Source organism: Rummeliibacillus sp. SL167 (assembly GCF_007896505.1).
In the GTDB taxonomy this organism is placed as follows: Bacteria; Bacillota; Bacilli; order Bacillales_A; family Planococcaceae; genus Rummeliibacillus; species Rummeliibacillus suwonensis.
This window is the reverse complement of the sequence record NZ_VCBM01000001.1, coordinates 1,187,498-1,213,217: the sequence shown is the minus strand read 5'-3', so window position 1 is coordinate 1,213,217 and position 25,720 is coordinate 1,187,498. Positions and strand designations below refer to the sequence as shown.

Sequence of the window (25,720 nt, the reverse complement as noted above, 5' to 3'; positions counted from 1 at the left end):
TTGATCAAATGTTTTCATTGACAGGAGCGCAGCAATCCATCTGGTTCGCTCAGCAGATGAAGGAAAAAAATGTAGCTTATAACACTGGTGAATATTTGGAAATTCAAGGTCCATTAGATATTGATCTTTTTCGGAAAGCTGCTTCTCATACGATTATGGAAGCGGAAGCATTGCATAGTAGGTTTAGTGATCAAGCGGGTGTCGTTTACCAACAATGGCATGTACCAGACAAAGTAGATATTCCTTATTTTGATTATTCGATAAAAAAGGATCCACAGAATTTCGTATTGAATCTGATGAAACAATTTGTGGAGGAACCATTAGATTTAGAAAATGGCCCTATCTATAGAACGGCCTTATATAAGGTGGACGATCACACACATTATTGGTTTTTGATGATTCATCATATTGTCAGTGATGCATATAGCTATCAATTACTAGAACGTGCTGTACAAGAAAAATATAGAGCATTTTTGGAACAAACTCCGATGAAACGTTCCTTTGGTTCTTTCGAAGAAGTTATACATGAATCATTAAAGGATCAATCTTCCGCTACTTATAAAGAGGCAAAAGAATACTGGCAATCTGATTTAGCAAAAATGGATGAATTAGCAACTTTGAGTGAAAAGAAGCCTGTATTATTTGCGCCAGTTATTCGTTATCATGAAAAATTTTCATTGGAATTCGTAACGACATTAAAACAATTTGCGAAAGCGAATAAAATGGCATTTCATGATTTGTTAATGGCTAGTTGGGCACTTTATATTGCGAGGTTTAGCCATAAAGATGAAGTCGTATTGAATGTGCCGTTTATGAACCGTTTTGGCAACGTTTCCATGAATGTGCCTTGTACAATGATGAATATGTTGCCCCTACGCATTGTGATAAACAAGCAATCTAGCTTTAAGGAGCTAGTCGATGCCATTCAGGAGAAAACAAAAGAAGCAAAACGCTTTGGTAATTATCGATATGAACAGATTCGTAGAGATTTACAAATTCCAAAAGATGAACGATTTTGCTCGGCTCAAATTAACATTATGCCATTTTATGATGAATTCAAATTTGGAGAAGCTTCGGCGATAACAAAGAAAATTGCCATTGGACCCATTGAAGATATTTCATTGAATATTTTTGCTGAAGCAAATGGCGATTATACAGTGGACTTATTAGGGAATAGCGCTAGTTATGATGATCGATCCTTAGCTAATCACTTTGAACATTATTTATATTTGTTGACAGCATTAATAGAAAATCCGGATCGTCCAATGTTCTTACATCAAATGATGAGTGACAAAGAATTAGAACTTGTCATCCAACAATGGAATGAAAAAGGAAATACTTTCATAGACGAGGATGTTATTGATCTATTAGAACAACAAGTAAGGCGTTCGCCACAAGAAATAGCTATTGAATTTAAAAACAAAACGCTTACCTATGAAGAACTATGGAAAGCGACTAATCAGTGCGCACAATGGTTATACAGTCAAAATATAAAACCAGGCGATTTTGTTGCCATTATAGCCGATCGTTCTATTGAAATGCTCATTGCGATGATCGCTACATTAAAAGTGCGAGCAGCCTATATCCCAATCGATCCAACATATCCGAAAGAAAGAATCGAATATATGTGTCAGGACGCTCAACCTAAATGTATCGTAACAACAGAAGAGAATAGCCAATTCGAAAACGCTTTGTTATTAAATTCTGATTCTTGGAAGGTATTTCCCACAAAGAATCTCTCGATCAAACGTTCCGTGTTTGACGCAGCTTATATGATCTATACATCTGGGTCCACTGGCAAGCCAAAAGGTGTCGTTGTAGAGATGCATAATTTATCGAATTTTCTCCATGCGATGAATCAGCAATTGAAGATAGACAATGGAGATGCTTGGTTAGCAACAACAACGATCTCATTTGATATTTCAATATTAGAGTTCTATTTCCCATTATTACATGGTGCAAAACTAGTAATCGCTACATCAGATACCATTCATGATCCACAATTATTAGCGGAAGCGATTCAAACAAACTCGATTACGATGATACAGGGGACGCCAACTTTATGGAAAATGATGGTCAAACATGCGCCAGATGCGTTAAAAAATTTAACTATTTTAGTTGGTGGAGAGGCATTACCTATCTCGCTAGCCAATGATCTGCAAGCCTGTGGAGCGAAAGTAAGGAATATGTATGGTCCAACTGAAACTACGATATGGTCTACGAGTCAAGAAATCGATGGAATGATAGAAGAAATGCCTTCACTTGGCAAACCGCTTACACAAACCCAATTGTATGTATTGGATGATCATTTGCAACCTGTTCCAGTAGGCGTTATTGGTGAATTGTATATAGCAGGTCAAGGGGTTACAAGAGGCTATCACCATCGTAGTGCATTGACTGCTGAACGATTCATCGCCAATCCGTTTGGAGAGCCCGGTTCAAGGATGTATCGTACAGGTGATTTAGTAGCATGGAATCATAACGGTACCCTAAATTATATTAGTAGAGCGGATTTCCAAACTAAAATTCGTGGTTTCCGGATCGAATTAGGAGAAATTGAAAATAAACTAGAAGAACTGGCCAATATAGAGCAGGCCCTTGTGATGATCCACCTAGATAAAATGGAACAGCAACAATTAGTGGCATATGTCATAGGGAAAAACGTTCAACCAGAAGATGTCAAAGAACAGCTCGCAGCAACATTACCTGATTACATGGTTCCTATGTTCATCATGCCAATAGAAAAATTCCCACTAACGAATAATGGCAAAATAGATCGTAAAAAACTGCCAGCTCCGCAGTGGATAGAACGTGATTATGTCGAACCTAAAACCGATATGGAAAGAAATCTTTGCAGAGCTTTCTCTGAAGTTTTGGGGGTGGAAAGAGTTGGGATAACAGATGACTTTTTTGCACTAGGTGGTCATTCTTTGATTGCAACAGAACTAATCATTAAAATTCGTAAACTGTATGGAGTAAATTTATCGATAGCCTCTATTTTTGAAGCTCCATCCGTTCAAAAATTAGCAACGATGCTTGATAATTATATCGATATTCTACCAAATGTTAAAAAGAAGAAAGTAGAGAAAGCTCCATTAACGGCTGCTCAAAAAAGACTTTGGTTTGTAGAACAGCTAGAAGGACCGAGTGCAGTGTATAATATACCACTTGTGATTACCTTCCCATCTTTAATAGATGCGTTTGCCTTAAAAGAAGCGCTTTATCAAGTAGCGGAAAAGTATACGATTTTAAGAACTGTTTATATCACAAAAAACGGTGAACCTAACCAAGTGATATTAAAAAATCCAAGTATCCAGATGGCGCAAAAAAATATCTCTTCTGACAAACTAGCATCGGAAAAGCTAGTAGCAGCAAGACACCCATTTTGCTTAGAAACGGATACGAGTTTATACACAACTGTTTTAAATGTAGATCATCGCTACCATGTAGTCATTTTTACCTTCCATCACATTAGTATCGATGGCTGGTCTTTAAGTACCTTTTTGAAAGAAGTAGAAAATGCTTATCATCAGTCGATTGTTCAAGATGATCCATTACAATATACAGACTATACTCTTTGGCAAGAAGAAATTTTCCAATTACCGATGAAGGAATATCCAAATCTGCTCGAAAAAGAGCGTCAATATTGGAAACACCAACTTATTGATCTACCGGAGGAGCTACATCTTCCATATGATTACAAACGTCCAATCCAATCTTCTGTTAAAGGGGATGCGATCGACTTTACCATTTCACCAAACCTTCATGCCCAATTACAATTATTAGCGCAATCGCATGAAGTCAGTTTATTTGTTATTTTGCAGGCTGCCTTTGCCATTTTATTGACGAAATTGGGTGCGGGAGAAGATTTACCAATTGGTAGTCCAGTCGCAGGACGCTCTAAAGCGGAGTTACAAGATATGCTGGGCTTATTTATCAATACAGTGGTTTTCCGAATGGATACTTCAGGAAATCCTTCATTTAAAGAACTTGTCCAACGAATACGACAAATGAATTTAGAAGCGTATCAAAATGAGAATATCCCATTTGATCAACTAGTGGAACTGCATAACCCAACTCGTGTTCCTGGGAGACACCCGTTGTTCCAAGTCATGTTTGCTTTACAAAATACGCCTGAGATGAATATTGTTTTGGAAGGACAAAAAGGGAAAGCCCAAATTATCTCTGCCAATACATCTAAATTCGATTTGACGATCGATATGCGCGAAAAGCATCTTCAGGAAGAGCCTCAGGGCATTGAAGTTATGGCAGAATATCGCACAGATTTATTTAAAAAACAAACGATTGACAAGTTGCTCATTCGATTCAACAAAGTTTTAGAGCAAATCGTCCAGAACTCTCAGAAAAATATTTCCAATTACTCCATTTTACTTGAGGGTGAGTTTGAACAAATAACGCATGATTGGAATCCGAAAGCTCCATTGATAGAATCTTCATCCATTATAAAAAGATTTGAAGAAATGGTGGAACGTTTTCCTGATCATCTGGCCGTGAAAATGGGGCAAGAAGAGATCACTTATCGAACATTAAATGAAAAAGCAAACCAATTGGCTCATTATTTAAAAGATAAGGGTGTGGGGGCAGAGGATTACATTGCTTTACTCATGCCCCGATCAGTAGACTTAGTAGTCGCAATCATTGGCGTTTTAAAAACAGGTGCTGCCTATGTACCTATTGATCCTACTTATCCAGAGGAGCGGATTCATTTTATTGTTCGAAATACAAAACCACTTTTCATCATTAGTGAGGAACTAAAAGAAATATCTTCTTTTAAAACAATTGTGTGGAAGGATCAAGAATTCGTGAGTGAGATTGCTCAACAGCCGGTTTCAAATTTAGGGATATCTATTCAACTACAGCAAGCAGCTTACGTGATTTACACATCGGGCTCTACAGGAGTGCCAAAAGGTGTTATTGTTCCGCATCAAAATGTTACTCGATTATTGGATGCCACAAATGATTGGTATCACTTTAACGAGTATGATTGCTGGACACTTTTCCACTCTTATGCCTTTGATTTTTCGGTTTGGGAAATTTGGGGTGCCCTTTTATATGGTGGGAAACTCGTTGTTGTACCTTTTGAAACAAGCCGAGCACCTGAACAATTTTTGTCATTACTCATTCAGGAAAAAGTGACGGTGTTGAACCAAACACCTTCTGCATTCTATCAGTTAATAGAAGTGGATGCGAACGATCATCAGCAAAGTGGAGAACTATCCTTGCGCTATGTAATCTTTGGTGGGGAAGCATTGTCATTCGATCGTCTAAAAAAATGGTATCAAAATCATTCGGACAGTTCACCACAGCTTATAAATATGTATGGTATTACGGAAACAACCGTTCATGTTAGTTATCAAAAAATAGGCCAAAAATTATTGAATGGTGAAAATCAAAGCTTGATTGGGAAAGCCATCCCAGACTTGCAAATCTATGTATTAAACGAATGGCTCGAACCTGTTCCACCAGGTGTAATCGGTGAAATGTATGTAGCGGGAGCAGGTCTTGCACGTGGCTACATGGGGCGCAGTGCACTGACAGCCGAGCGTTTTATCGCCAATCCATTTGGTAAATCAGGTAGCAGGCTTTACCGTACCGGAGATTTAGCGCGCTGGACTAGTGATGGTGAGCTTGATTATATTGGACGTATCGATCATCAAGTTAAAATCAGAGGATTCCGAATCGAATTAGGCGAGATTGAAGAGGTTCTATTACGTCAGCCGAATGTTCATCAAGCGGCAGTCATTGTAAGAGAAGATCAGCAGGATGATTTACGTATTACGGCCTATGTTGTTGCGACGGATTTTGATGAAAGTCGTACTCGTCAAGCTATTCAAAAAGATTTACCTGACTATATGCTGCCAAGTGCGTTTGTGGAATTAGAGGCATTTCCTTTAACCAATAACGGGAAATTAGATAAAAAAGCGTTACCTAAGCCTGCTTATCATTCGAAGTCTTCAAAATTACCGAGAACGCCAAACGAAGAACTAATGTGTCAGTTATTTAAAGAAGTATTGAATATCGAAAAAATAGCCATTGATGATCATTTCTTTGAACTTGGCGGGCATTCTTTATTAGCCGTGCAACTAATGTCTCGTATTAAAGAAGTATTCGGAAAAGAGTTGACGATTGGACATTTATTTGAGGCACCAACAGTCGAAAAGCTTTGTCAACGATTGAATCATGAACAAGAACATTCTGCTTTAAACAACGTATTACCATTAAGGGATGGAAACACTCAAAAAGCACCACTATTTTGTATCCATCCAGCTGGCGGTTTAAGTTGGTGTTATGCAGGATTGATGCAGCATTTGGATATTCGACAACCATTATATGGAATTCAGGCCAGTGGTATTGCAAAAGAAGAGAAATTACCATCAACCTTAGCTGAAATGGCGAAAGAATATATTCAACAAGTCAAAAACATTCAGCCTACAGGTCCTTATCATTTGTTAGGTTGGTCATTAGGAGGAAATGTTGTACATGAAATGGCGGTCCAACTGGAAAGCACTGGAGATGAAATGGGATTATTAGCCATTTTAGATGCTTATCCGCATCATAAAGAACGAAAAGATCAGCCAAGTAATATTTCAGAAGAATCATTGGTGGCACTACTAGCATTAGGTGGATATGATCCTGAACTTGTAGAGGGAGAATTGACGTTAGCTAATGTTATTCGTTTATTGAAAAAGGATGGTAGTGCATTAGCTAGCTTATCGGAAGATACGATGAAACGTTTAATGACCACTTATCAAAATTCCATAACATTATTGAAGCAGCACCATCCTAGAAAAACATCCTGTGACATGCATTTATTTCAATCTACTATTGTACCAGAATGGTTTGAAGCAATCGATATAGCGGATTGGCAACCATATGTTGGTCAAATTTCGGTTTATCCCGTTCGCTGTCGCCATAAAGATATGTGTCAGCCAGAACCTTTAAAAGTCATAGGGAAGGAATTACAACATTTATTGGAAAGGGGTGTTCGTCATGCACAATCCGTTTGATCACGAAGATGCTCAATTTATCGTTTTAAAAAATGAGGAAGACCAATATTCAATATGGCCGGAATTTATGACTATTCCTGATGGATGGAAGCCTGTATTCGGTTCGTCTCTTAAAAAAGATTGTCAGCAATATATTGAAGAAACATGGACAGATTTAAGACCAAAGTCTTTAAAGGAAATGTTGGCTTAGAGGGATTACAAGAGACACGATGAAGTGGATATATATCAATATCAACGAGCTGACAGATAATCAGTATGAATCTTTTACCAAATTTGTATCCAAGGAAAGACGACAACGTTTAAAGCGATACAAATATATTGACGATGCAAAACGTTCTTTACTAGCAGCCTTACTTGTGCGTGCAGAATTAGTCCAACAATTACAATGTACAAATGATGAATTGCTCTTTGCAAAAAATGACTACGGAAAACCTATATGTCTGAACCAAGAAGATGCTCATTTTAATGTCGCACATTCAGGAGATTATGTAGTTGCCGCTTTTTCAAAAAAGCCCATTGGGATTGATATTGAAAAGCATAAAGAAATCAACGTTTTAAATTTCCACTCTGTTTTAAATGAATGGGAATACCAAGAAATTGGCAGAAGTAATCATCCAATTGCTACATTTTATAAATTTTGGACAGCGAAAGAAAGTTATGCAAAGGCCCTTGGCATCGGATTGACCTATCCTGTGAAAGATATCCGAGTCCTTTCAAATGGTGCAGTAAAAAAATCACATCTCCTCACACCTTGGCATATTTCTCAATATTTCAGTGAGACATATACAGTATCCATTTGTATGAAGGACCAATATGAAAATAAAAAAGGAAAAGGCATATCCATTCAAAATCTGAAAGCCTTTTTGGAGGGTAATGAGTGAAGAAAGTCAATATATCAGAAATAATCGATAACAGCCGATTTAGCAAAGTACATTTGACCGTATTAGCGTGGTGTATCGTACTTATTTTATTTGATGGTTACGATCTAGCCTTACTCGGTGCGATTATTCCGTCATTACATCTGGAGTGGGGAGTTTCCACGACAATTTTAGGATTTGTGGGAAGTCTAACCCTTATTGGAAGTTTAATAGGTTCTCTCATCTGCGGTATCGTAGCGGATAAAATAGGGCGTAAAAATATTATTGTAGCATGTATTACCATTGAGTATGCATCGGTATCAGTAAAAATGTCAATTTCAAAATAAAGAATAATTCTTTATATGCTTTAAATCATAGATAGAAATGGGTGTTGATTGTGGGAAAAGTCGTGTTAGTTGTAGGTGGAGCAAAAGGAATTGGCGGGGAAGTTGTAGAGCAAGTTTCCAACTTTTTTGATGATGTAGTTGTCTTTGACTACAACAAATCTGAGTTGGAAAAACGTACAGCGAAAATGCTTGAAAAGGGTAAAAAGATTCATGCGTATTCTGTCGATATACGCAATCGCCAAAAAGTGCAAACGGTCATTCAGCAAGTGGAAGAAGAAATAGGAGCTATTCATACTTTAATCCATGTGGCAGGTATTCTTCATGAAGGGACACTTTGTGATTTTGGTGAAGAAGAGTGGGATGATCTTTTTGATATCAATGTGAAGGGTGTATTTCATGTTACACAGGCAGTAAGTCGTTATATGAAGGAGCGCCATGAAGGAGTGATTGTGACAGTTGGATCAAATGCTGCATCAGTCCCACGCCTTGGAATCGGTGCATATGGCGCATCTAAGGCGGCAGCAATCATGTATATGAAGAGTCTAGGATTAGAATTGGCGCCATATAATATTCGCTGCAATGTGGTTTCTCCAGGATCAACCTATACGGATATGCAAACGTCACTTTGGACAGATGAGTCAAGTGAACAAAAAGTGATTGAAGGCAACCTTGAAAATTATAAAGTAGGTATTCCTTTGAAGAAAATAGCTAAACCATCTGATATTGTTGGGGTCATCTTGTTTTTGATATCTGAGTATTCAAATCACATTACTATGAGCAATATTGTTGTAGATGGTGGTGCTACACTCGGCTCTTACGCTTAGCTTTCAATAGTCATAAATGATAAGAATTAGAGAACATTCAAATTCCTGCGGGAAAAGTGAGCAATCATGGCGCGAATCAGTTGATGGTACCTATCCTATTTAATGGATAGAATTGGTTGATCAACACGCGTGTTAGAAAACAACATTCAATCACATGCCTAAAATGAATCAAACGGTTGACATTGACGAGGAGGAAGCAAATGAAAAAATTAAAAGAAAAGAAAAAATTATCAGAAGTAATTGCTAATTATCAAGATGGTGATAGTTTCTTAAAAACACCGATCAAAACGATTTTAGGAAAAGGATATAAAGAAAAAATGATAATTGATGAACCTTGTTCATTTGAAAAATTGGATGCGATCATTCAAAAAGCTTTGAACAAGTATCATGAAAATGGAGAGAAGAATCCTTTGGTGATCGGTGCTATTCCATTTGATACAACAAAACGCCCTGTTTTAATAGTTCCTCAAGAAACTCTAGTACTAGAAAGAGAAAATATTTCTGAAGATCTATTGGATTTACCCTATATTTTGGATGTCAAAAAAATCAAGCAAGTTCCTTCAGCCAAAACGTATGAAGAAATGGTACAACAATCCATCCATCGCATTCGTGAAACAAAGCTTGAAAAAGTAGTGTTAGCAAGGACTTTACAAATTTCTACGAGTGACAGAGTCGATCTGCCACCACTTATTGAATCTTTAGCAAAAACAAATACAAGTGGCTACACCTTTGCCATTAATACAGGTGAGAAAGAAATCAATACATTGGTCGGAGCGAGTCCAGAATTACTGATTCGAAAGAAAGGCAATACGATTATCGCTAATCCTCTCGCAGGCTCAAGAAAAAGAACGCATGACAAAGATGAAGACGCAAGACTTGCTGCCAGTCTATTAAATTCAGAAAAAGATTTACATGAACATAAAGTAGTGGTTGATATGGTTTGCCGTGAATTAAATCCATTCTTTAAAACGATTCAAGCACCGGATCAACCATCGATTTTATATACAGATTCCATGATTCATCTATCGACAACAATCTCTGGAGAGCTGAAAGATCCACAAACGACTTCGCTTACGATCGCTAGTGCTCTCCACCCGACACCAGCCGTTTGTGGAGAACCGAGAGAAGAGGCCTTTCAGCTTATTCATGAAATAGAGCCATTTGACCGAAAATTCTTCGCCGGTATTGTGGGCTATATGGAGGCGAATGGTGATGGGGAATGGATCGTGACGATTCGTTGTGCCCAAGTGAAAGAAAACCAAATTACTATTTATGCGGGAGCCGGTATTGTAGAATCTTCTGTACCACAAGAGGAGCGCGCTGAAACAGGTGCGAAATTTCAAACAATGCTTCATGCAATAGGCATTACAGGAGAAAATAACTAGATCCGTAGCGGGAATAATGGACCATCTATAATTCATGGATCAAATTGAGAATCCATATTTATCATTTTAAATGTAAATTAAATGGACAAGAGGAAATATTAATCTTTATAAACTATTTTGAACCTATCTATCTTGAGGAGTGTTTATATGTCAATACCAAAAATTAAGTCTTATGAAATGCCGATAAATTTAGAAGTTGATAATACTGTTCAATGGGAACCGCAATCTGATAAGGCCGTATTATTAATACATGATATGCAACAATATTTTTTAGACTTTTATAATCAGCAGCAATCACCTATTCCTAGATTGATCGCTAATATTCAAAAAATAAAACAAAAATGCGAGTCACTTAAAATACCTATTATTTACACCGCCCAACCTGGTAATCAAAAGGCGGAAGATCGTGCGCTTTTAACAGATTTTTGGGGGACAGGTCTTGAAGAGAAGGAAGAGCAAACATCCATTATTCCCCAACTTTCTCCAAGCGAGAATGATATAATGTTGACCAAATGGCGTTATAGCGCTTTTAAGAAAAGTGAGTTGCAGCAGTTAATGAAAACATGGAATCGAGATCAGCTGATCATTTGTGGTGTATATGCACATATTGGCTGCTTATTAACAGCAGCAGATGCTTTTATGTATGATATTAAACCATTCTTTGTAAAGGATGCAGTTGCGGATTTTTCTGTAGAAGATCATCAGATGGCGATACGTTATGCTGCTAAAAGATGTTCAACGATTACAGATACGAATCAGTTAATCAGCCAACTTTAAGTAGATTAAGTGCTTGTTCGAGAAATTTTTTAAAAGAGTACCTAACATGCAAAGAGCACGAAATACTGTTCAGTCAGTATTCTGTGCTCTGTTTTTTCGCAGAATTTAACTCATTGAATCCCTATCAATTAAATGAGTTCTTCCGAAATCAGGAGATATATTTGACATAATCCTTAAAAATATATATTTTATCACGCGTGTTGATTTTACAAAAATTAGGCTGTCCGTGGCATAATTTTTGAGAAAACCTGTATTTTTCGGACCATTTATATAGATCTTCGCTGCGGCTTGCTTGTTCCTTTTGTGTAGCACATATTCGATAAAAAAACAATCCAATGTCCTGCGGAAGGAGCGAATAAAGTCTTTGAAAGAGCGAATAAATCTTTTGAGAGAGCGAATAAAATCTCTGAGAGAGCAAATAAATTGTTTCAAGGGGCGAATAAATACTTTATGGATAAAATTGGATAACAAACGTGCCTGAATGAATTATTTGAAATGTGAGTAGTCATCCTTTACATATTGCTTTCCATTCAATTTCCTAGTATCATAATGATAGAAAATTCATAAAAGTGTAAGGTGCCTTTAATTAAGGAGAATAGGGAATGAAGTGAAAAGCTTCAGCGGACCCGCCACTGTATAGGGAAGTTTGTTCGAAAATACCACTGGACATTGTTCTGGGAAGGTTTGTTCAAATGATGACCCCAAGCCAGGAGACCTGCCTTATTACTTGAATGACACAGATGATGGAAAAGTCTGCGGTTTATTTGCGATGCAAATAAGCTGCAGGCTTTTAATTTTATTCGGGAGAGATGAAAAGTGAATTTATTACAACAAACGATTGAAAAAGTAGAAGACTTGGATCAAGAAATGTTGGTAAAAGCTAGAGAAAGAGTGGACAGCCTTATCAAACCCCCAAAAAGTTTAGGAAAATTAGAAGATATCGCTGTTCAATTATCAGGAATTACGAAAGAACTTTTTCCTGCAGTCGATCAAAAAGTAATGATTGTAATGGCTGCAGATCATGGTGTATATGAGGAAGGGGTTACAAGTAATCCGCAAGAAGTAACGATTGAACAAACATTAAATATCGCCAAAGGAATTACAGGTGTAGGGACAATCGCCAAAGTTTCTGGAGCTAAAATTGTAGCAGTAGATATTGGAATCAAAGAAGATATCCCAAGTGATGCTGGAGTTATTATTCGGAAAATAAAAAAAGGAACGGACAATATGGCTAAAGGACCTGCTATGACAAGAGAAGAGGCTATTAAAGCGCTAGAGGTCGGCATTGAGATTGCGACAAAAGAAATACAACAAGGTGCTAATCTATTAGGTACGGGTGAAATGGGTATTAGCAATACAACTCCAAGTACGGCCATATTATCTGTTTTAGCCAATTGTGACCCGAAAGAAATAACAGGGAGAGGTGCTGGACTGGGCAAAGGTGGATTAGCTCATAAGATAGAAGTCATTCGCAATGCTATTACTATCAATCAACCCAATTCAGCTGATGGCATTGACGTATTAGCAAAGGTTGGTGGCTTGGAAATCGGAGGCATGGCTGGCGTTATGCTGGCAGCTGCAGCGAATCGAGTTCCAGTGGTAGTAGACGGACTGATTTCAACAGCCTCTGCCTTAATCGCAACGACTATCGAGCCAAAAGTAAAGGATTACCTCATTACTTCACATGCAACGGACGAGCCAGGTGGGAAAAAGGCGAGCGAACTTCTTGGTAAGGAACCTATGCTAAAGATGAACATGTGTTTAGGAGAAGGCTCTGGAGCTGCCTTAGCTTTTCCAATTATCGAAGCTGCATGTAGCATGATGAAAAATATGCCAACCTTTGAAGACGTAGGGATGAGTATTTAACCTACTAACAAACATAACCCATCTTAAAATAGAGTTCTAAGGATGGGTTATTTATCTTAATTTAGCAAATCCTTTTTGTAATGAAAGCGTAGCGACAAGTACAGAAGACACCACTTCAATAAGAGTCAAGATGAATGCGATTTTAATCCCTATTAATTGGATAATCAACACATATGATAAAAATAATTCTAAATGCTCATTAACGGAAAATAGGAATTATTCCTTCATATAGCTGAATCAATTTCATAATGTAAAATTCAGATAAAAAACACGAACATTTCAAATCAACATGAAAATTAATATTCAGAAATTTTTGTTCCGCTCCAGACGGCGCTTTCCACGGGCTTGGCTTCAATCTCCTCGGGTCGACACGATGTTGACCCCGAAGCCGTTGCCACAGGACGTGGCGAACTTAGGCTTTGTCCCTTAAATTGTTCCTGCGGGGCTTTCAGCTCAAGCTTTTCCCGTAGGACTTTGAATAAGCCTCCTTGAACTCACACCGCACGAAGGAAATGCGCAAGCCTAATCGAGGAGTCGCCGTCTTCCGCTCCACAACTATCAAAATTAGTTATTCTTAATGTTCGTATTTTTTAAGAAGAAAATGATTAATGAAATTGATTCAGCTAGAAGTTTAAATCTTTTTTCTTTTTCATGTTAGAATACATTAAAAAACGGATGATTCAACTGAAAATTCCAAAAAGGTATTGACAATTTCATTATAAAAAAATATACTATCGTTACTATGTTAGTAGGAATTAAATGATTGTAAAGCTCACTAGAAGACTAGAGGCTCTTACGTTAATAGAAATATTTTTCTATATTTCTTTTGATGTGGAGTCTTTTTTTGTTTCTAAATACCTATTTAACTAATTGGAATTATAATATTAAATGCTGATTAGAGAAACTAAAGGCATTTTTACATACTTTAGAATTGCTTTTAGTTAGCGGCAAATATTTAATTCGTTCAGAAAAAGTTTATATGGGGGGAATTACGAATGAAAAAGAGAAAATTATTTACTAGTGCAGCGGTGGTATTATCCACTTTTTTACTATTATCAGGGTGCGGTAAAGGAGATTCAGAAGGATCAGGTGCAAAGAAATCCGTTGAACTTTTGAATGTATCTTATGATCCAACACGAGAATTGTATCAAGAATACAACAAAGAATTTGCAAAACATTGGAAAGAGGAAACAGGTCAGAAAGTTACGATTAAACAATCTCATGGGGGTTCAGGAAGCCAAGCGCGCTCTGTTATCGATGGGTTAGAAGCAGATGTGGTTACACTGGCATTAGCTTATGATATTGATGCGATTGCTGATCAGAAGCTGTTAAACAAAGATTGGATTAATCGTTTCGATGATAATTCAGCACCTTACACTTCAACGATTGTTTTCTTAGTAAGGAAAGGTAATCCGAAAGGTATCAAAGATTGGGATGATCTTACGAAGAAGGGCGTTTCTGTTATCACACCAAATCCTAAAACATCTGGAGGAGCTCGTTGGAATTACTTAGCAGCTTGGGGCTATGCACTTCAAAAAAATAACAATGACGAAGAAAAAGCAAAACAATTTGTAAAAGACCTTTATAAAAATGTAGAAGTTCTAGACTCTGGTGCTCGTGGGGCTACAACTACTTTTGTTGAAAAGGGTATTGGTGATGTGCTAATCGCATGGGAAAATGAAGCACTTCTTTCATTAAAAGAACTTGGAAAAGATAAATTCGAGATTGTGAATCCTTCTGTTAGTATCCTAGCTGAACCAAATGTTGCAGTGGTAGACAGTGTTGCAAAGAAAAAAGGAACGACAAAAGTGGCAGAAGCATATTTGAAATATTTATATAGTGACGTAGGTCAAGAGATTGCGGCGAAAAATTATTATCGCCCACGCAATAAAGAAATTGCAGCAAAATACAAAGATCAATTCCCTGACATTAAATTATTTACTATCGATGATGTATTTGGTAGTTGGAGAGATACACAAGAAAAACACTTTAATGATGGCGGTGTATTCGACCAAATTTATAGTAAGTAAGTGCTTGGAATGGTAGGAGGTATAAATATGAAGAAAAAATATAAAAAAAAGAACGTCCTACCCGGTTTTGGACTTTCATTGGGAATCACGATGCTGTATATGAGTTTAATCGTATTGATCCCACTGTCCATGGTATTTATCGAGTCTTCTCAGCTTGGCTGGCATGATTTTATCAAAATTGTAACAAGCGATCGTGTTTTTCATGCTTACAAAATAAGTTTTGCGACGGCTTTTGTTGCAGCATTGGTGAATGCGGTATTTGGTTTATTGATTGCCTGGGTTTTAGTTCGCTATCGATTCCCAGGCAAGCGTATTATTGATGGATTTATCGATTTACCATTTGCCTTGCCAACAGCAGTTGCGGGCATTACTTTAACGACGTTATATGGTAAGGATGGTTGGTTAGGACAATTCTTCTCCCTATTCCATATCAAAATTGCTTTTACTCCAATCGGTATTACAATTGCACTCATGTTTATTGGTCTGCCATTTGTTGTGAGAATGGTGCAACCAGTACTTGAAAACATGGAAAAAGAGGTAGAGGAGGCTGCTGCAAGTTTAGGAGCTTCAAAGCAACAGATTTTTTTAAAAGTAATTTTTCCTGAATTGTTGCCACCGGTATTAGCCGGTTTTTCTCTGGCCTTTGCTAGAGGTTTAGGGGAATATGGTTCAGTCGTATTTATTGCAGGAAACATGCCGATGAAAACGGAGATTGCACCATTTATGATCATGTCAAAGCTTGAGCAATTTGACTATGCAGGGGCAACGGCTATAGCAGTTGTCATGCTCGTTATATCCTTCGTTTGCCTCATTGTCATTAATTTACTCCAAAAATGGAGTCGAAAACATGAATTCCAAAGCGAATAGGAGGATAAAAGAATGACAACTGATTTGGTCAGACAGGAAGTTAAATCAACAGATGGCATCAAACATGCAAAGAAAGAAGTCAATTGGACAAAGTACATTTTAATATCATTGATGTTCTTATATTTAGTGGTGTTTCTACTAATACCACTTGTTTTCATCTTTGTTAAAGCATTTGAGAAGGGAGCAGAAGTCTATTTCGCAGCCATCACAGAACCAGATGCACTGTCAGCGATTAAGTTGACGATCTTAGTGGCGATTATTTCTGTACCGTTAAATGTGGTATTCGGTATTGCAGCTGCCTGGCTTATTACGAAATTTCAATTTAAAGGTAAGCAGATTTTATTATCTTTAATTGAACTACCTTTTGCGGTATCACCTGTTATCGCTGGGTTAGTTTTAGTGCTGTTCTTTGGACCTCGTGGGGTGCTTGGACCATTTTTAGATGAATTTGGATTGAAAATCATCTTTTCCGTTCCCGGTATCATCATTGCGACCATGTTTGTGACGCTGCCCTTTGTTGCGAGGGAGCTTATTCCTGTTATGCAGGCACAAGGAAAAACAGAGGAAGAAGCAGCCATATCACTTGGAGCAAATGGTTGGCAGATGTTTTTACGTGTCACGTTGCCCTCGATAAAATGGGGATTACTTTATGGAATGATCCTTTGTAATGCACGCGCAATTGGTGAGTTTGGAGCTGTGTCTGTCGTATCTGGTCATATTCGTGGTGAAACGAATACAATGCCTCTCCATGTTGAGATCCTTTACAATGAATACCAATTTTCAGCCGCATTTGCAGTGGCATCTTTAATGTCATTACTCGCTCTTGTTACACTTTTAATCAAGACTTGGATTGAATGGCGTACGGAAAAACATTAAGAATGGATGATGCAAAATGACAATTGAAATACGGGATGTATCAAAGCGATATGGTTCGTTTCAAGCCCTTCAGAATATTAATCTAGAAATTCCAAAAGGGGAGTTAGTAGCACTATTAGGGCCATCAGGATCGGGTAAAACGACATTACTTCGAATGATTGCAGGTCTTGAATCGATTGAAGAGGGAATAATTTCTTTTGATGGCAAAGATTTAACGAATACGCACGTCAACCAACGAGATGTCGGTTTTGTCTTTCAACATTACGCGTTATTTAAGCATATGACGGTATTTGACAATATAGCATTTGGCTTAAACGTAAGGAAAAAGAAATTGCGCCCTAAAAAAGCTGAAATTGAAAAGAAAGTTTATGAATTATTAGATCTTGTAAAGTTGAGTGGATTTGCTAAGCGCTATCCTTCTCAGTTATCCGGTGGACAAAGACAACGCGTAGCATTAGCGAGAGCGCTTGCAGTTGAACCACAAATCTTATTACTAGATGAACCCTTTGGAGCACTTGATGCCAAAGTAAGAAAAGAATTGCGACGTTGGTTAAGAAAATTACATAATGAAATGCATGTGACAAGTGTTTTTGTCACCCATGACCAAGAAGAAGCATTAGATGTAGCCGATCGTATTGTCATTATGAATGAAGGGAAAATCGAACAGATTGGTACACCTTCAGAAGTTTATGACTCTCCTAAAAGTCCATTTGTCTACGATTTTTTAGGCGATGTGAACTTATTCCATGGAAGATTGGATCAGGGTAAGCTTAAGGTGGGCTCTGTAGAACTAAATGTACCCGAATATCAAAATATATCTGATAAAGAAGCAGTAGGATATGTCCGTCCCCATCATATGAAAATCGATCGGCAAAAACAAAGCGATGATGCAATTGCCGCAAAGGTATTCTTTTGCCATTCGATTGGTCCGGTTTGGTATGTGGAATTAAAGCGTGAAAATATGGATGAATATGTAGAAGTAGAACTTACAAAAGAGGAATACGAACAGCTCAATTTATCTGTCGGCGAATTCGTATATGTACGACCAAAAGAAATGAAAGTATTTATTCCAGAAGATTTTGTCATATAGGAGGGAGACAACAATGCTGACATATGATACTTGGGAAGATCGGAAGGACCTGTCATTTGATGTAGATGACATCTATAAGGGGGCATTGAACGTCCTTCAGTGGAGCTACCAACATTATGGTAAAGATATCGTCTATTCTTGCAGCTTTGGTATTGAAGGAATTGTGTTAATTGATTTAATCTCTAAAGTTCAGCCCGATGCACAAATTGTCTTTCTTGATACAGATGTTCATTTTAAAGAAACTTATGAAACGATTGACCGTGTACGTGAAAAATATCCATCACTTCATATCGTGCTAAAAAAACCAGCGATCACATTAGAACAACAAAAGGAACAATTTGGTGATAAATTATGGGAGCGTAATCCAAATCAGTGCTGCCAAATTCGTAAACTGGATCCGTTAAATGAAGTTTTAACAGGATCAAAAGCTTGGATCTCAGGTTTACGACGTGACCAATCAGAAACGAGAAAAAACGTTGAATTTATCAATAAAGACAATCGTTTTCATTCTATTAAAATCTGTCCACTGATTCATTGGACATGGAAAGATGTTTGGCGCTATGTGTCAAAACATGAATTAACCTATAACCCACTACACGATCAAGGATATCCAAGCATTGGGTGTGAATATTGTACAAAGCCGGTCTTCTCCATGGAAGATCTACGTGCAGGAAGATGGCAAGGGATGACTAAAACGGAATGTGGCTTACATACCGAAAGCTAAAAAAGTGAACAGCATGAACATGAATTGATCAGCTAAAATAGCATCAATTATGACGGAGGGAAAGAAAATATGAGTATTCAACCACACGGTGGTCAACTAATTCAACGCTATGAACCATTAAAAGACATTACAAAGATTCAACAAGAAATTGATCTTGATGCGATTTCTTTCAGTGATTTAGAACTGATAGGTGTTGGTGCCTACAGTCCAATCGAAGGTTTCTTAACGAAAGATGATTATGAGTCTGTTGTCAAAAATATGAGATTATCAACTGGAATAGTATGGAGTATTCCAATTACATTACCAGTAACTGAAGAAAAAGCAGCAACTTTAAAAATCGGCGAACAAGCAAAATTGCTATATGATGGAGAAGTATATGGCACTATCGATATAGCAGATATTTATACACCTGATAAAGAGAAAGAGGCGACAAACGTTTATGGTACTTCAGATGAAGCACATCCAGGCGTTAAAAGACTTTATAGTCGTCCTAACACGTATGTTGGTGGAAAAATCACGTTAATCAAAAAATCCCCTAAACAATTTCCTATTTATACATTTGAGCCGCAAGAAACACGTGCCTTATTTGAAGAAAAAGGCTGGAAAACAATTGTGGGTTTCCAAACACGCAACCCTGTCCACCGTGCACATGAATATATTCAAAAGACAGCGTTGGAAATTGTTGACGGCTTATTTTTAAATCCACTTGTTGGTGAAACCAAATCAGACGATATCCCAGCTTCCATACGTATGGAAAGTTATGAAGTATTATTAGATAAATATTATCCAAAAGAACGAGTTCAATTAGGCGTATTTTTGGCTGCTATGAGATATGCTGGACCACGTGAAGCCATATTTCATGCATTAGTTCGGAAAAATTATGGGTGTACACATTTTATTGTTGGTCGTGACCATGCTGGAGTAGGTAACTATTATGGTACATATGAAGCCCAAAAATTATTCGATCAATTTACACCAGAGGAAATTGGCATTCAACCGTTAAAATTTGAACATAGTTTTTATTGTACGGAATGCGAAGGAATGGCTACAACTAAAACATGTCCGCATGATGAGAAAAGCCGTATTATTTTATCTGGAACGAAAGTACGTGAAATGTTAAGAAACGGAGAAGTACCTCCAAGCACATTTAGCCGTAAAGAAGTGGTGGAAGTATTGATCAGAGGGTTAAAACAAGAAGTATCTATTTAATGGAGGGAAAGTAATGAGTTCGAATATTGTTTGGCATGAGGCGTCAATTGCGAAAGAAGAACGCCGTAAGAAAAATAAACATGGAAGCTTCATCCTATGGTTTACGGGTCTTTCTGCATCGGGAAAGTCTACCATTGCAAATACATTCGCACGCAAACTATTCGATCGGGGTTTACAAACGTATGTTTTAGATGGTGATAATATTCGTCATGGTTTGAACAATGATTTAGGATTTACAGATACGGATCGAAAAGAAAATATTCGCCGTATTGGAGAAGTATCAAAATTATTCGTTGATAGTGGTCAAATTGTGATCACTGCATTTATCTCTCCATTTCGAGAAGATCGAGAAGTAGTGCGAAATCTTGTAGAAGATGGGGAGTTTCTTGAAGTTTACATCGAATGTTCCTTAGAAGAATGTGAAAAACGAGATCCAAAAGGTTTATACAAGAAAGCACGAAATGCAGAAATACCAAATTTCACAGGACTTACAGCGCCTTATGAAGCCCCAGAAAACCCGGAAATCGCCTTGAATACCGAAAAGTATTCAATTGAAGAATGCGTTGAGAAACTATCGAAAATTTTAATCGAAAAAGGGTTAATTTAGAAGAACATTCATCAAGGATGGCGTTATCTCATTCATATATTGATATTATATAAGAGCCAACGTAAACCATAAAGTTTTCGTTGGCTTTTTCTTGAAATACTTATGTGAATATGTAAGAGAAAATTGGAATTTGAGTAATAATAGTCATATATGTTATTTGTAATGGAAATGGAAGACAAGTGAAGAACGAGCAATCCGCAACGGAAATCAACGAATTCTCTCTATCCTTATGGGCAAAATTGGATAATCAACACACCTGTTCTATTTATCGTGTATTGCCAGGTAGAAAGATTTCTAACATTTAGAAGAAAATAAGTAGAGAATCAGATATTGGTAAAAACCCGATTTGTACAACTAACATACAATGTGAGAAAGAGAATACCCAACTATGTGAAGTTTTGATTTATCAAAAAAATAAATATTGTTTTACTATTTTTAATTTTATATAATTGGACTTACTAGTGATAAGTGATAGTTGATCTAGCTTAATAATTTTATATTAATAGAGTGATAACACATAGGGGGTCCATTTTATGGGGAAAAGAAAAAAATTATTATCAATGCTAATGTTGGTGATGGCTGTTTCAATGATTTTAGCAGCTTGTGGCTCTGATGGGGCGAAGGATTCTTCAAGTAAAGACTCGAATAAAAAAGAGAAACTAATAGCAGGAACTGAAGCAACATTTGCGCCATTTGAATCAATGGATGATAACGGTAAAGTTGTCGGAATTGATGTTGATGTTTTAAAAGCTATTGGAGAAGAAACAGGTAAGGAATTCGAAGTGAAGAATATTGGCTGGGAACCTGTTTTCCAACAAGTAACGAATGGTGAAATCGATTTAGGTGCATCTGGTATTACGATTACAGATGAACGAAAAGAAACATATGATTTTACAGAACCGTACTATGAAGCGACTCAGCTAATCGTTGTTAAAAAAGACTCAAAAGTGAAATCACTTCAAGATTTAAAAGATAAAAAAATTGCTGTTCAAATTAATACAACAGGTCATATTGCTGCGCAAAAATTACAAGGAAAAACAAGTCCAAAAATTAAAGCTTATGAAAACCAACCGCTTGCATTCCAAGAAGTGATCAATGGTTCAGTTGATGCTGCAATCGGGGATAATGCTGTTGTCATCGAATACTTGAAAAATAATCCGGATGCTAAATTGAAAACAGTGGAAGATGATGCATTTGAAAAAGAATACTATGGCTTTATGGTGAAAAAGGGCAATAAAGAGGTATTGGATGTCCTAAATGAAGGACTAAAGAAAATGAAAGAAAATGGCAAACTAGCTAAAATTACAAGCCAAGAACTTAAATAATTGATTGGGGGTATACCAGATGAACTTCTTTGATTTACGCTGGGATATAGTCTGGAACTACCGTGACTTATTTTTACGTGGGATCTGGGTAACCGTTTCTTTAACCATTTGTGGTTATTTGGGTGGTCTTATACTAGGAATCTTATTAGGTCTTGGTAAAACATCGAAAAGTAAATGGATTTATTGGCCATCGAAAATATACGTTGATTTATTTCGCGGGACGCCAATGCTTGTTCAAATTTTAATCATTCATTTAGCAGTGATTCCTTCTATTTTTGGACAGTCCTATGGATATATGGTATCAGGTATTACTGCGCTTATTCTAAATAGTGCTGCATATGTTGCAGAAATTATTCGTGCGGGAATACAGTCCATTGATAAAGGTCAAATGGAGGCGGCACGTTCATTAGGCTTAACACATAACAAGGCAATGGTAAAAGTTATTTTACCACAGGCGTTCCGACGCATGATTCCCCCATTAGGTAACGAGTTTATTGCATTATTAAAAGATTCATCACTTGTAACGGTTATCGCTGCTAACGATATTCTGTATGCAAGTAAAGTGGTAGTAGGTGCTTATCAACGTTTCTGGGAGCCTTATTTAGTGGCAGCAGCATTATACTTAATTTTAACTTATATTGTAACAAAGCTTGTTGCTTACATTGAAAAACGTTTTAGCAATCATTATAATCCAAGAAAAAGACGTTCAAGAAAGCTAGATCATCCGCAAAACAATGACGAAGGGCAGGATGCGGTATGATAAAGATTAAAAACCTACACAAAAGTTTTGGAAATCTTGAAGTTTTAAAAGGTATTGATTATGAAGTTCAAGAAAAAGAAGTAGTTTGTGTGATTGGACCTTCTGGATCAGGAAAAAGTACATTTCTAAGATGTATTAACTTATTAGAAGAAATGACAGATGGTGAAATTTACATAGACGATGTTAAAGTAAATGATCCAAAAACGAATATCAATGAAATCCGTACAGAAGTAGGGATGGTTTTTCAACAGTTCAATCTTTTTCCTCATATGACGGTTATTGAGAATATCACAATGGCACCTATTCAAGTTCGCAAAATGGCTAAAAAAGATGCGGAAAAATTAGCGTTGGAACTATTGGATAAAGTTGGACTGCGGGAAAAAGCTTATAATTATCCTGATCAGCTTTCTGGGGGGCAACAACAACGTGTGGCGATTGCACGAGCTCTTGCGATGAAACCTAAAGTTATGCTATTTGATGAACCAACATCCGCTCTTGATCCTGAGATGGTCAAGGAAGTGTTGGATGTTATGAAGCAATTAGCTGAAGAAGGAATGACGATGGTGATTGTCACACATGAAATGGGATTTGCCCGTGAAGTAGCAGACCGTGTCATATTCATGGATGGTGGCTATATTGTCGAGGAAGGTCATCCAGAAGAAGTATTTGGCCATACGCAAAACGAAAGAACAAAAGCATTTTTAGGAAAGGTACTATAAAGAAGCTTGACACAGTGGTGTTTTTTTCATTCAGTGCAGAAGTTCTTTATAAATAGATAGTTGTTTCACGCGTGTTGATTTGACAAAATTAGGGGTGTCTGTTTGGCATAGTTCTGAAAAACTCTGTATTTTTAAGACCATTTATATAGATCTTCGCTGCGGCTTGCTCGACTCCCACGGGAAAAGCGAATAGATGAGACCCCGTAGCGTAGCGAGGAGGCTCAGCATTCGCCCGCAGGAAAGCGAGCAAGCCGGAGCGGAAATCAACGAATCCCCCTATTTTTATGGATTAAATGGGATAATCAACACGCCTGTAGTTGTTTTTTACTTGTGTTTTAAATTGTATAAACTGTCTATTCATGTGAGATGAATAAAAGAATCCATTCAGCGTGTATATTGCTGGATGGATTTTTCATTAGTTGCGGTCATTTGAGATTCGTTAGAAAATGAAAATCAGAATATCGTTATTCTTCATCAGTGTTTTCCTTTTATAAAAGTTCCATTTTATGCCATGCTATTTTGTAAAGTGATTGGCGTAGCTTGAAGCGACGAAAGCATCGGGCTTAATCTTTGGTTCCACTCCAATAGATTTTATCCTAGTAACCATTTCATTCACAAATTCTCGCGTTTTGTTGCGGTTTCCAGCTCCTATATCGATATGTCCTTCCATTGCAAAAGTTGAACCATCATATATATAGGGCAAAACAATGTCAATTAACTCTTTCTTTTTTTCTTCTGTAAACATGGAAACAACTTCTTCTGTAAATGAAAGTTCCAATGAAATTCTTTCATGTAGATGCAACATTTTTCGAGGTACAATGACTCTCCTTATACAAGCCCACACGCCATCTCCTTCCCGCAAAATAACTATACCTGTGATAAATATGGTATACGTTTTATGAACTTGTGAATCGGTTCCAATAATTAAACGATATTGTCCCTTTGGATTTTGATGCATAAAATTGGCTATATATTGAAAAACATCTTCGAAAGTCATATTTTTTTCTTGCAGATTTTGAAAAGGATCGTAATGAAATGAATGATTCATCGTTCACGCTTCTTTCCCTCAATAGGATAAATGTGTCTTCATACAAGTATATCCAACTGCTTTTCATTTCGTACAGGTGAATAACCATGCCAAGCGTGTTGATTGGGCAGAAATCAGGAAATATATTTGACATAATCCTTCAAAAATATGGATTCTTTGCTCCATTTATATAGATTTTCACTGCGGCATGCTTCTCTCCCCGCAGGAAAGCGAGCAAGTCGTAGCTGGAAACCAACGAATTCTTCCTGTTTTTACAAGTAAGACAGGCTAATCAACACGCCTATGAAAGATAATAATAAAAAGAAATGAATAACTGTCATTGTGAAAAGAAAAAACTTGAATATTCACTGAAATTATTTGATAATTTAAGGTATATTGAAACTGGGAGATGTACTTAGATGACGAATAAACTTGAACATAATGAAAAGTTAGAAAATCATTCGAATAGATTAGAAAATCGAGCACGCCTGTTAGTAAAATGTCCGGATAAACCTGGTATCGTATCGGTATTATCTTCTTTTTTACATAATCACAATGCCAATATTATTGAGTCTAGCCAATTTTCAACAGATCCAGAGAACGGTACGTTTTTTATTCGCATTGAATATCACTGTGACAATTTGCCAGCAAAAGCTGTAGAAATGGAAAAGGAATTTGAAAGAATCGCAGAAGATTACCAAATGGAATATCATTTTTACTATCGAAATGTCCGTCAACGTTCTGCCATTTTTGTATCAAAAGAACCACATTGTTTGTTAGAACTTTTATGGGAATGGCAAAATGGCGATTTAGAGATGGATATTGCACTCGTTATTAGCAATCATGAAACGGCGCGTCCGATGGTTGAAGCATTAGGCATCCCATTCTATTATATTCCTGCCAATAAAAATATTCGCGAGCAAGTAGAAAAAGAACAAATTCGATTAGTGGAAGAATATAATGTGGATGTTTTAATTTTAGCACGCTATATGCAAATTTTAACCCCCGAGTTTGTCGATCACTTTAAAAATCGCATCATTAATATTCACCATTCATTTTTACCAGCTTTTATTGGAGCAAATCCATATCAACGTGCATTTGCGCGAGGTGTTAAATTAATCGGTGCCACATCCCATTATGTAACGAATGATTTAGACGAAGGTCCAATCATTGAACAAGATGTAGAACGTGTAGATCACCGTGATAATGCAGAACAGTTGAAAAAAATCGGTGCGCAAATCGAACGTCGCGTCTTAGTAAAAGCTGTCAAATGGCATATAGAAAATCGGATTATCGTGGAAGACAATAAAACGATTGTATTCCATTGATGTTTCAAATATAAAAAAACAGGATTCTCTAAAAATCCTGTTTCGTAAAATAATCCTTAATCAATTAAAAAAAA

20 protein-coding genes and 1 riboswitch are annotated in these 25,720 nt (G+C 37.0%); of the genes, 19 read left to right on the top strand and 1 reads right to left on the bottom strand.

Annotated elements, in window-relative coordinates:
* The first annotated feature begins 8 nt into the window (after positions 1–8).
* From FEZ13_RS05455 to FEZ13_RS05370, 18 genes are all read left to right on the top strand, one after another.
* Entirely contained in the window at positions 9–7,028 is a 7,020-nt protein-coding gene (locus tag FEZ13_RS05455; RefSeq protein WP_186725781.1) for an amino acid adenylation domain-containing protein, read from the top strand.
* Positions 7,012–7,218, top strand: a complete 207-nt coding sequence (locus FEZ13_RS05450; protein ID WP_146551766.1) for an MbtH family protein — start codon at positions 7,012–7,014, stop codon at positions 7,216–7,218. Before FEZ13_RS05455 ends, FEZ13_RS05450 begins: the two co-directional genes overlap by 17 nt.
* A 19-nt stretch (positions 7,219–7,237) precedes the next feature.
* On the top strand, positions 7,238–7,909 hold the full coding sequence (locus FEZ13_RS05445; protein ID WP_146551765.1) for a 4'-phosphopantetheinyl transferase family protein: 672 nt from the start codon (positions 7,238–7,240) through the stop codon (positions 7,907–7,909).
* Entirely contained in the window at positions 7,906–8,232 is a 327-nt protein-coding gene (locus FEZ13_RS05440; RefSeq protein ID WP_146551764.1) for an MFS transporter, read from the top strand. Before FEZ13_RS05445 ends, FEZ13_RS05440 begins: the two co-directional genes overlap by 4 nt.
* Before the next feature lie 50 nt (positions 8,233–8,282).
* Positions 8,283–9,056: a 2,3-dihydro-2,3-dihydroxybenzoate dehydrogenase gene (locus FEZ13_RS05435; RefSeq protein ID WP_370467620.1), complete on the top strand. Its 774-nt coding sequence runs from the start codon at positions 8,283–8,285 to the stop codon at positions 9,054–9,056.
* A 200-nt stretch (positions 9,057–9,256) separates the two neighbouring features.
* Positions 9,257–10,441, top strand: coding sequence for an isochorismate synthase (locus tag FEZ13_RS05430; RefSeq protein WP_146548929.1), 1,185 nt, complete (start codon positions 9,257–9,259; stop codon positions 10,439–10,441).
* A 147-nt stretch (positions 10,442–10,588) separates the two neighbouring features.
* Positions 10,589–11,218, top strand: a complete 630-nt coding sequence (locus FEZ13_RS05425) for an isochorismatase family protein (protein WP_146551763.1) — start codon at positions 10,589–10,591, stop codon at positions 11,216–11,218.
* 557 nt (positions 11,219–11,775) lie between these two features.
* Positions 11,776–11,955: riboswitch (cobalamin riboswitch) on the top strand.
* A gap of 79 nt (positions 11,956–12,034) precedes the next feature.
* Positions 12,035–13,084: a nicotinate-nucleotide--dimethylbenzimidazole phosphoribosyltransferase gene (gene cobT, locus FEZ13_RS05420; protein WP_146551762.1), complete on the top strand. Its 1,050-nt coding sequence runs from the start codon at positions 12,035–12,037 to the stop codon at positions 13,082–13,084.
* Between the two features lie 995 nt (positions 13,085–14,079).
* Complete coding sequence (locus tag FEZ13_RS05415; RefSeq protein ID WP_146548926.1) at positions 14,080–15,114, top strand: sulfate ABC transporter substrate-binding protein; 1,035 nt, start codon at positions 14,080–14,082, stop codon at positions 15,112–15,114.
* 27 nt (positions 15,115–15,141) lie between these two features.
* Positions 15,142–15,981 carry a sulfate ABC transporter permease subunit CysT gene (gene cysT, locus FEZ13_RS05410; RefSeq protein ID WP_146548925.1) on the top strand — a complete coding sequence of 280 codons (840 nt, stop codon included), beginning with the start codon at positions 15,142–15,144 and terminating at the stop codon, positions 15,979–15,981.
* A gap of 12 nt (positions 15,982–15,993) precedes the next feature.
* Positions 15,994–16,857, top strand: coding sequence for a sulfate ABC transporter permease subunit CysW (cysW, locus tag FEZ13_RS05405; protein WP_146551761.1), 864 nt, complete (start codon positions 15,994–15,996; stop codon positions 16,855–16,857).
* 16 nt (positions 16,858–16,873) lie between these two features.
* The gene (locus FEZ13_RS05400) at positions 16,874–17,947 is read left to right on the top strand and encodes a sulfate/molybdate ABC transporter ATP-binding protein (protein WP_146548923.1); all 1,074 of its coding nucleotides are present in this window, start codon (positions 16,874–16,876) and stop codon (positions 17,945–17,947) included.
* 13 nt (positions 17,948–17,960) lie between these two features.
* The gene (locus FEZ13_RS05395) at positions 17,961–18,671 is read left to right on the top strand and encodes a phosphoadenylyl-sulfate reductase (protein WP_146551760.1); all 711 of its coding nucleotides are present in this window, start codon (positions 17,961–17,963) and stop codon (positions 18,669–18,671) included.
* 69 nt (positions 18,672–18,740) lie between these two features.
* Positions 18,741–19,880: a sulfate adenylyltransferase gene (gene sat, locus FEZ13_RS05390; RefSeq protein WP_146551759.1), complete on the top strand. Its 1,140-nt coding sequence runs from the start codon at positions 18,741–18,743 to the stop codon at positions 19,878–19,880.
* A gap of 13 nt (positions 19,881–19,893) precedes the next feature.
* Positions 19,894–20,487, top strand: a complete 594-nt coding sequence (gene cysC, locus FEZ13_RS05385) for an adenylyl-sulfate kinase (RefSeq protein ID WP_146548920.1) — start codon at positions 19,894–19,896, stop codon at positions 20,485–20,487.
* A 533-nt stretch (positions 20,488–21,020) separates the two neighbouring features.
* On the top strand, positions 21,021–21,812 hold the full coding sequence (locus FEZ13_RS05380; RefSeq protein WP_146551758.1) for a basic amino acid ABC transporter substrate-binding protein: 792 nt from the start codon (positions 21,021–21,023) through the stop codon (positions 21,810–21,812).
* Positions 21,813–21,831: 19 nt separating this feature from the next.
* Positions 21,832–22,572, top strand: coding sequence for an amino acid ABC transporter permease (locus FEZ13_RS05375; RefSeq protein ID WP_146551757.1), 741 nt, complete (start codon positions 21,832–21,834; stop codon positions 22,570–22,572).
* A complete protein-coding gene (locus FEZ13_RS05370; protein WP_146551756.1) occupies positions 22,569–23,291 on the top strand; it encodes an amino acid ABC transporter ATP-binding protein in 723 nt (240 codons plus the stop codon). Before FEZ13_RS05375 ends, FEZ13_RS05370 begins: the two co-directional genes overlap by 4 nt.
* 514 nt (positions 23,292–23,805) lie before the next feature.
* Here the strand turns inward: FEZ13_RS05370 and FEZ13_RS05365 are convergent.
* Positions 23,806–24,339, bottom strand: a complete 534-nt coding sequence (locus FEZ13_RS05365) for a ribonuclease H-like YkuK family protein (RefSeq protein WP_255473052.1) — start codon at positions 24,337–24,339, stop codon at positions 23,806–23,808.
* Between the two features lie 398 nt (positions 24,340–24,737).
* Between FEZ13_RS05365 and purU the strand changes: the two genes are divergently transcribed.
* Positions 24,738–25,646: a formyltetrahydrofolate deformylase gene (gene purU / locus FEZ13_RS05360; RefSeq protein ID WP_146548916.1), complete on the top strand. Its 909-nt coding sequence runs from the start codon at positions 24,738–24,740 to the stop codon at positions 25,644–25,646.
* Positions 25,647–25,720 lie beyond the last annotated feature (74 nt).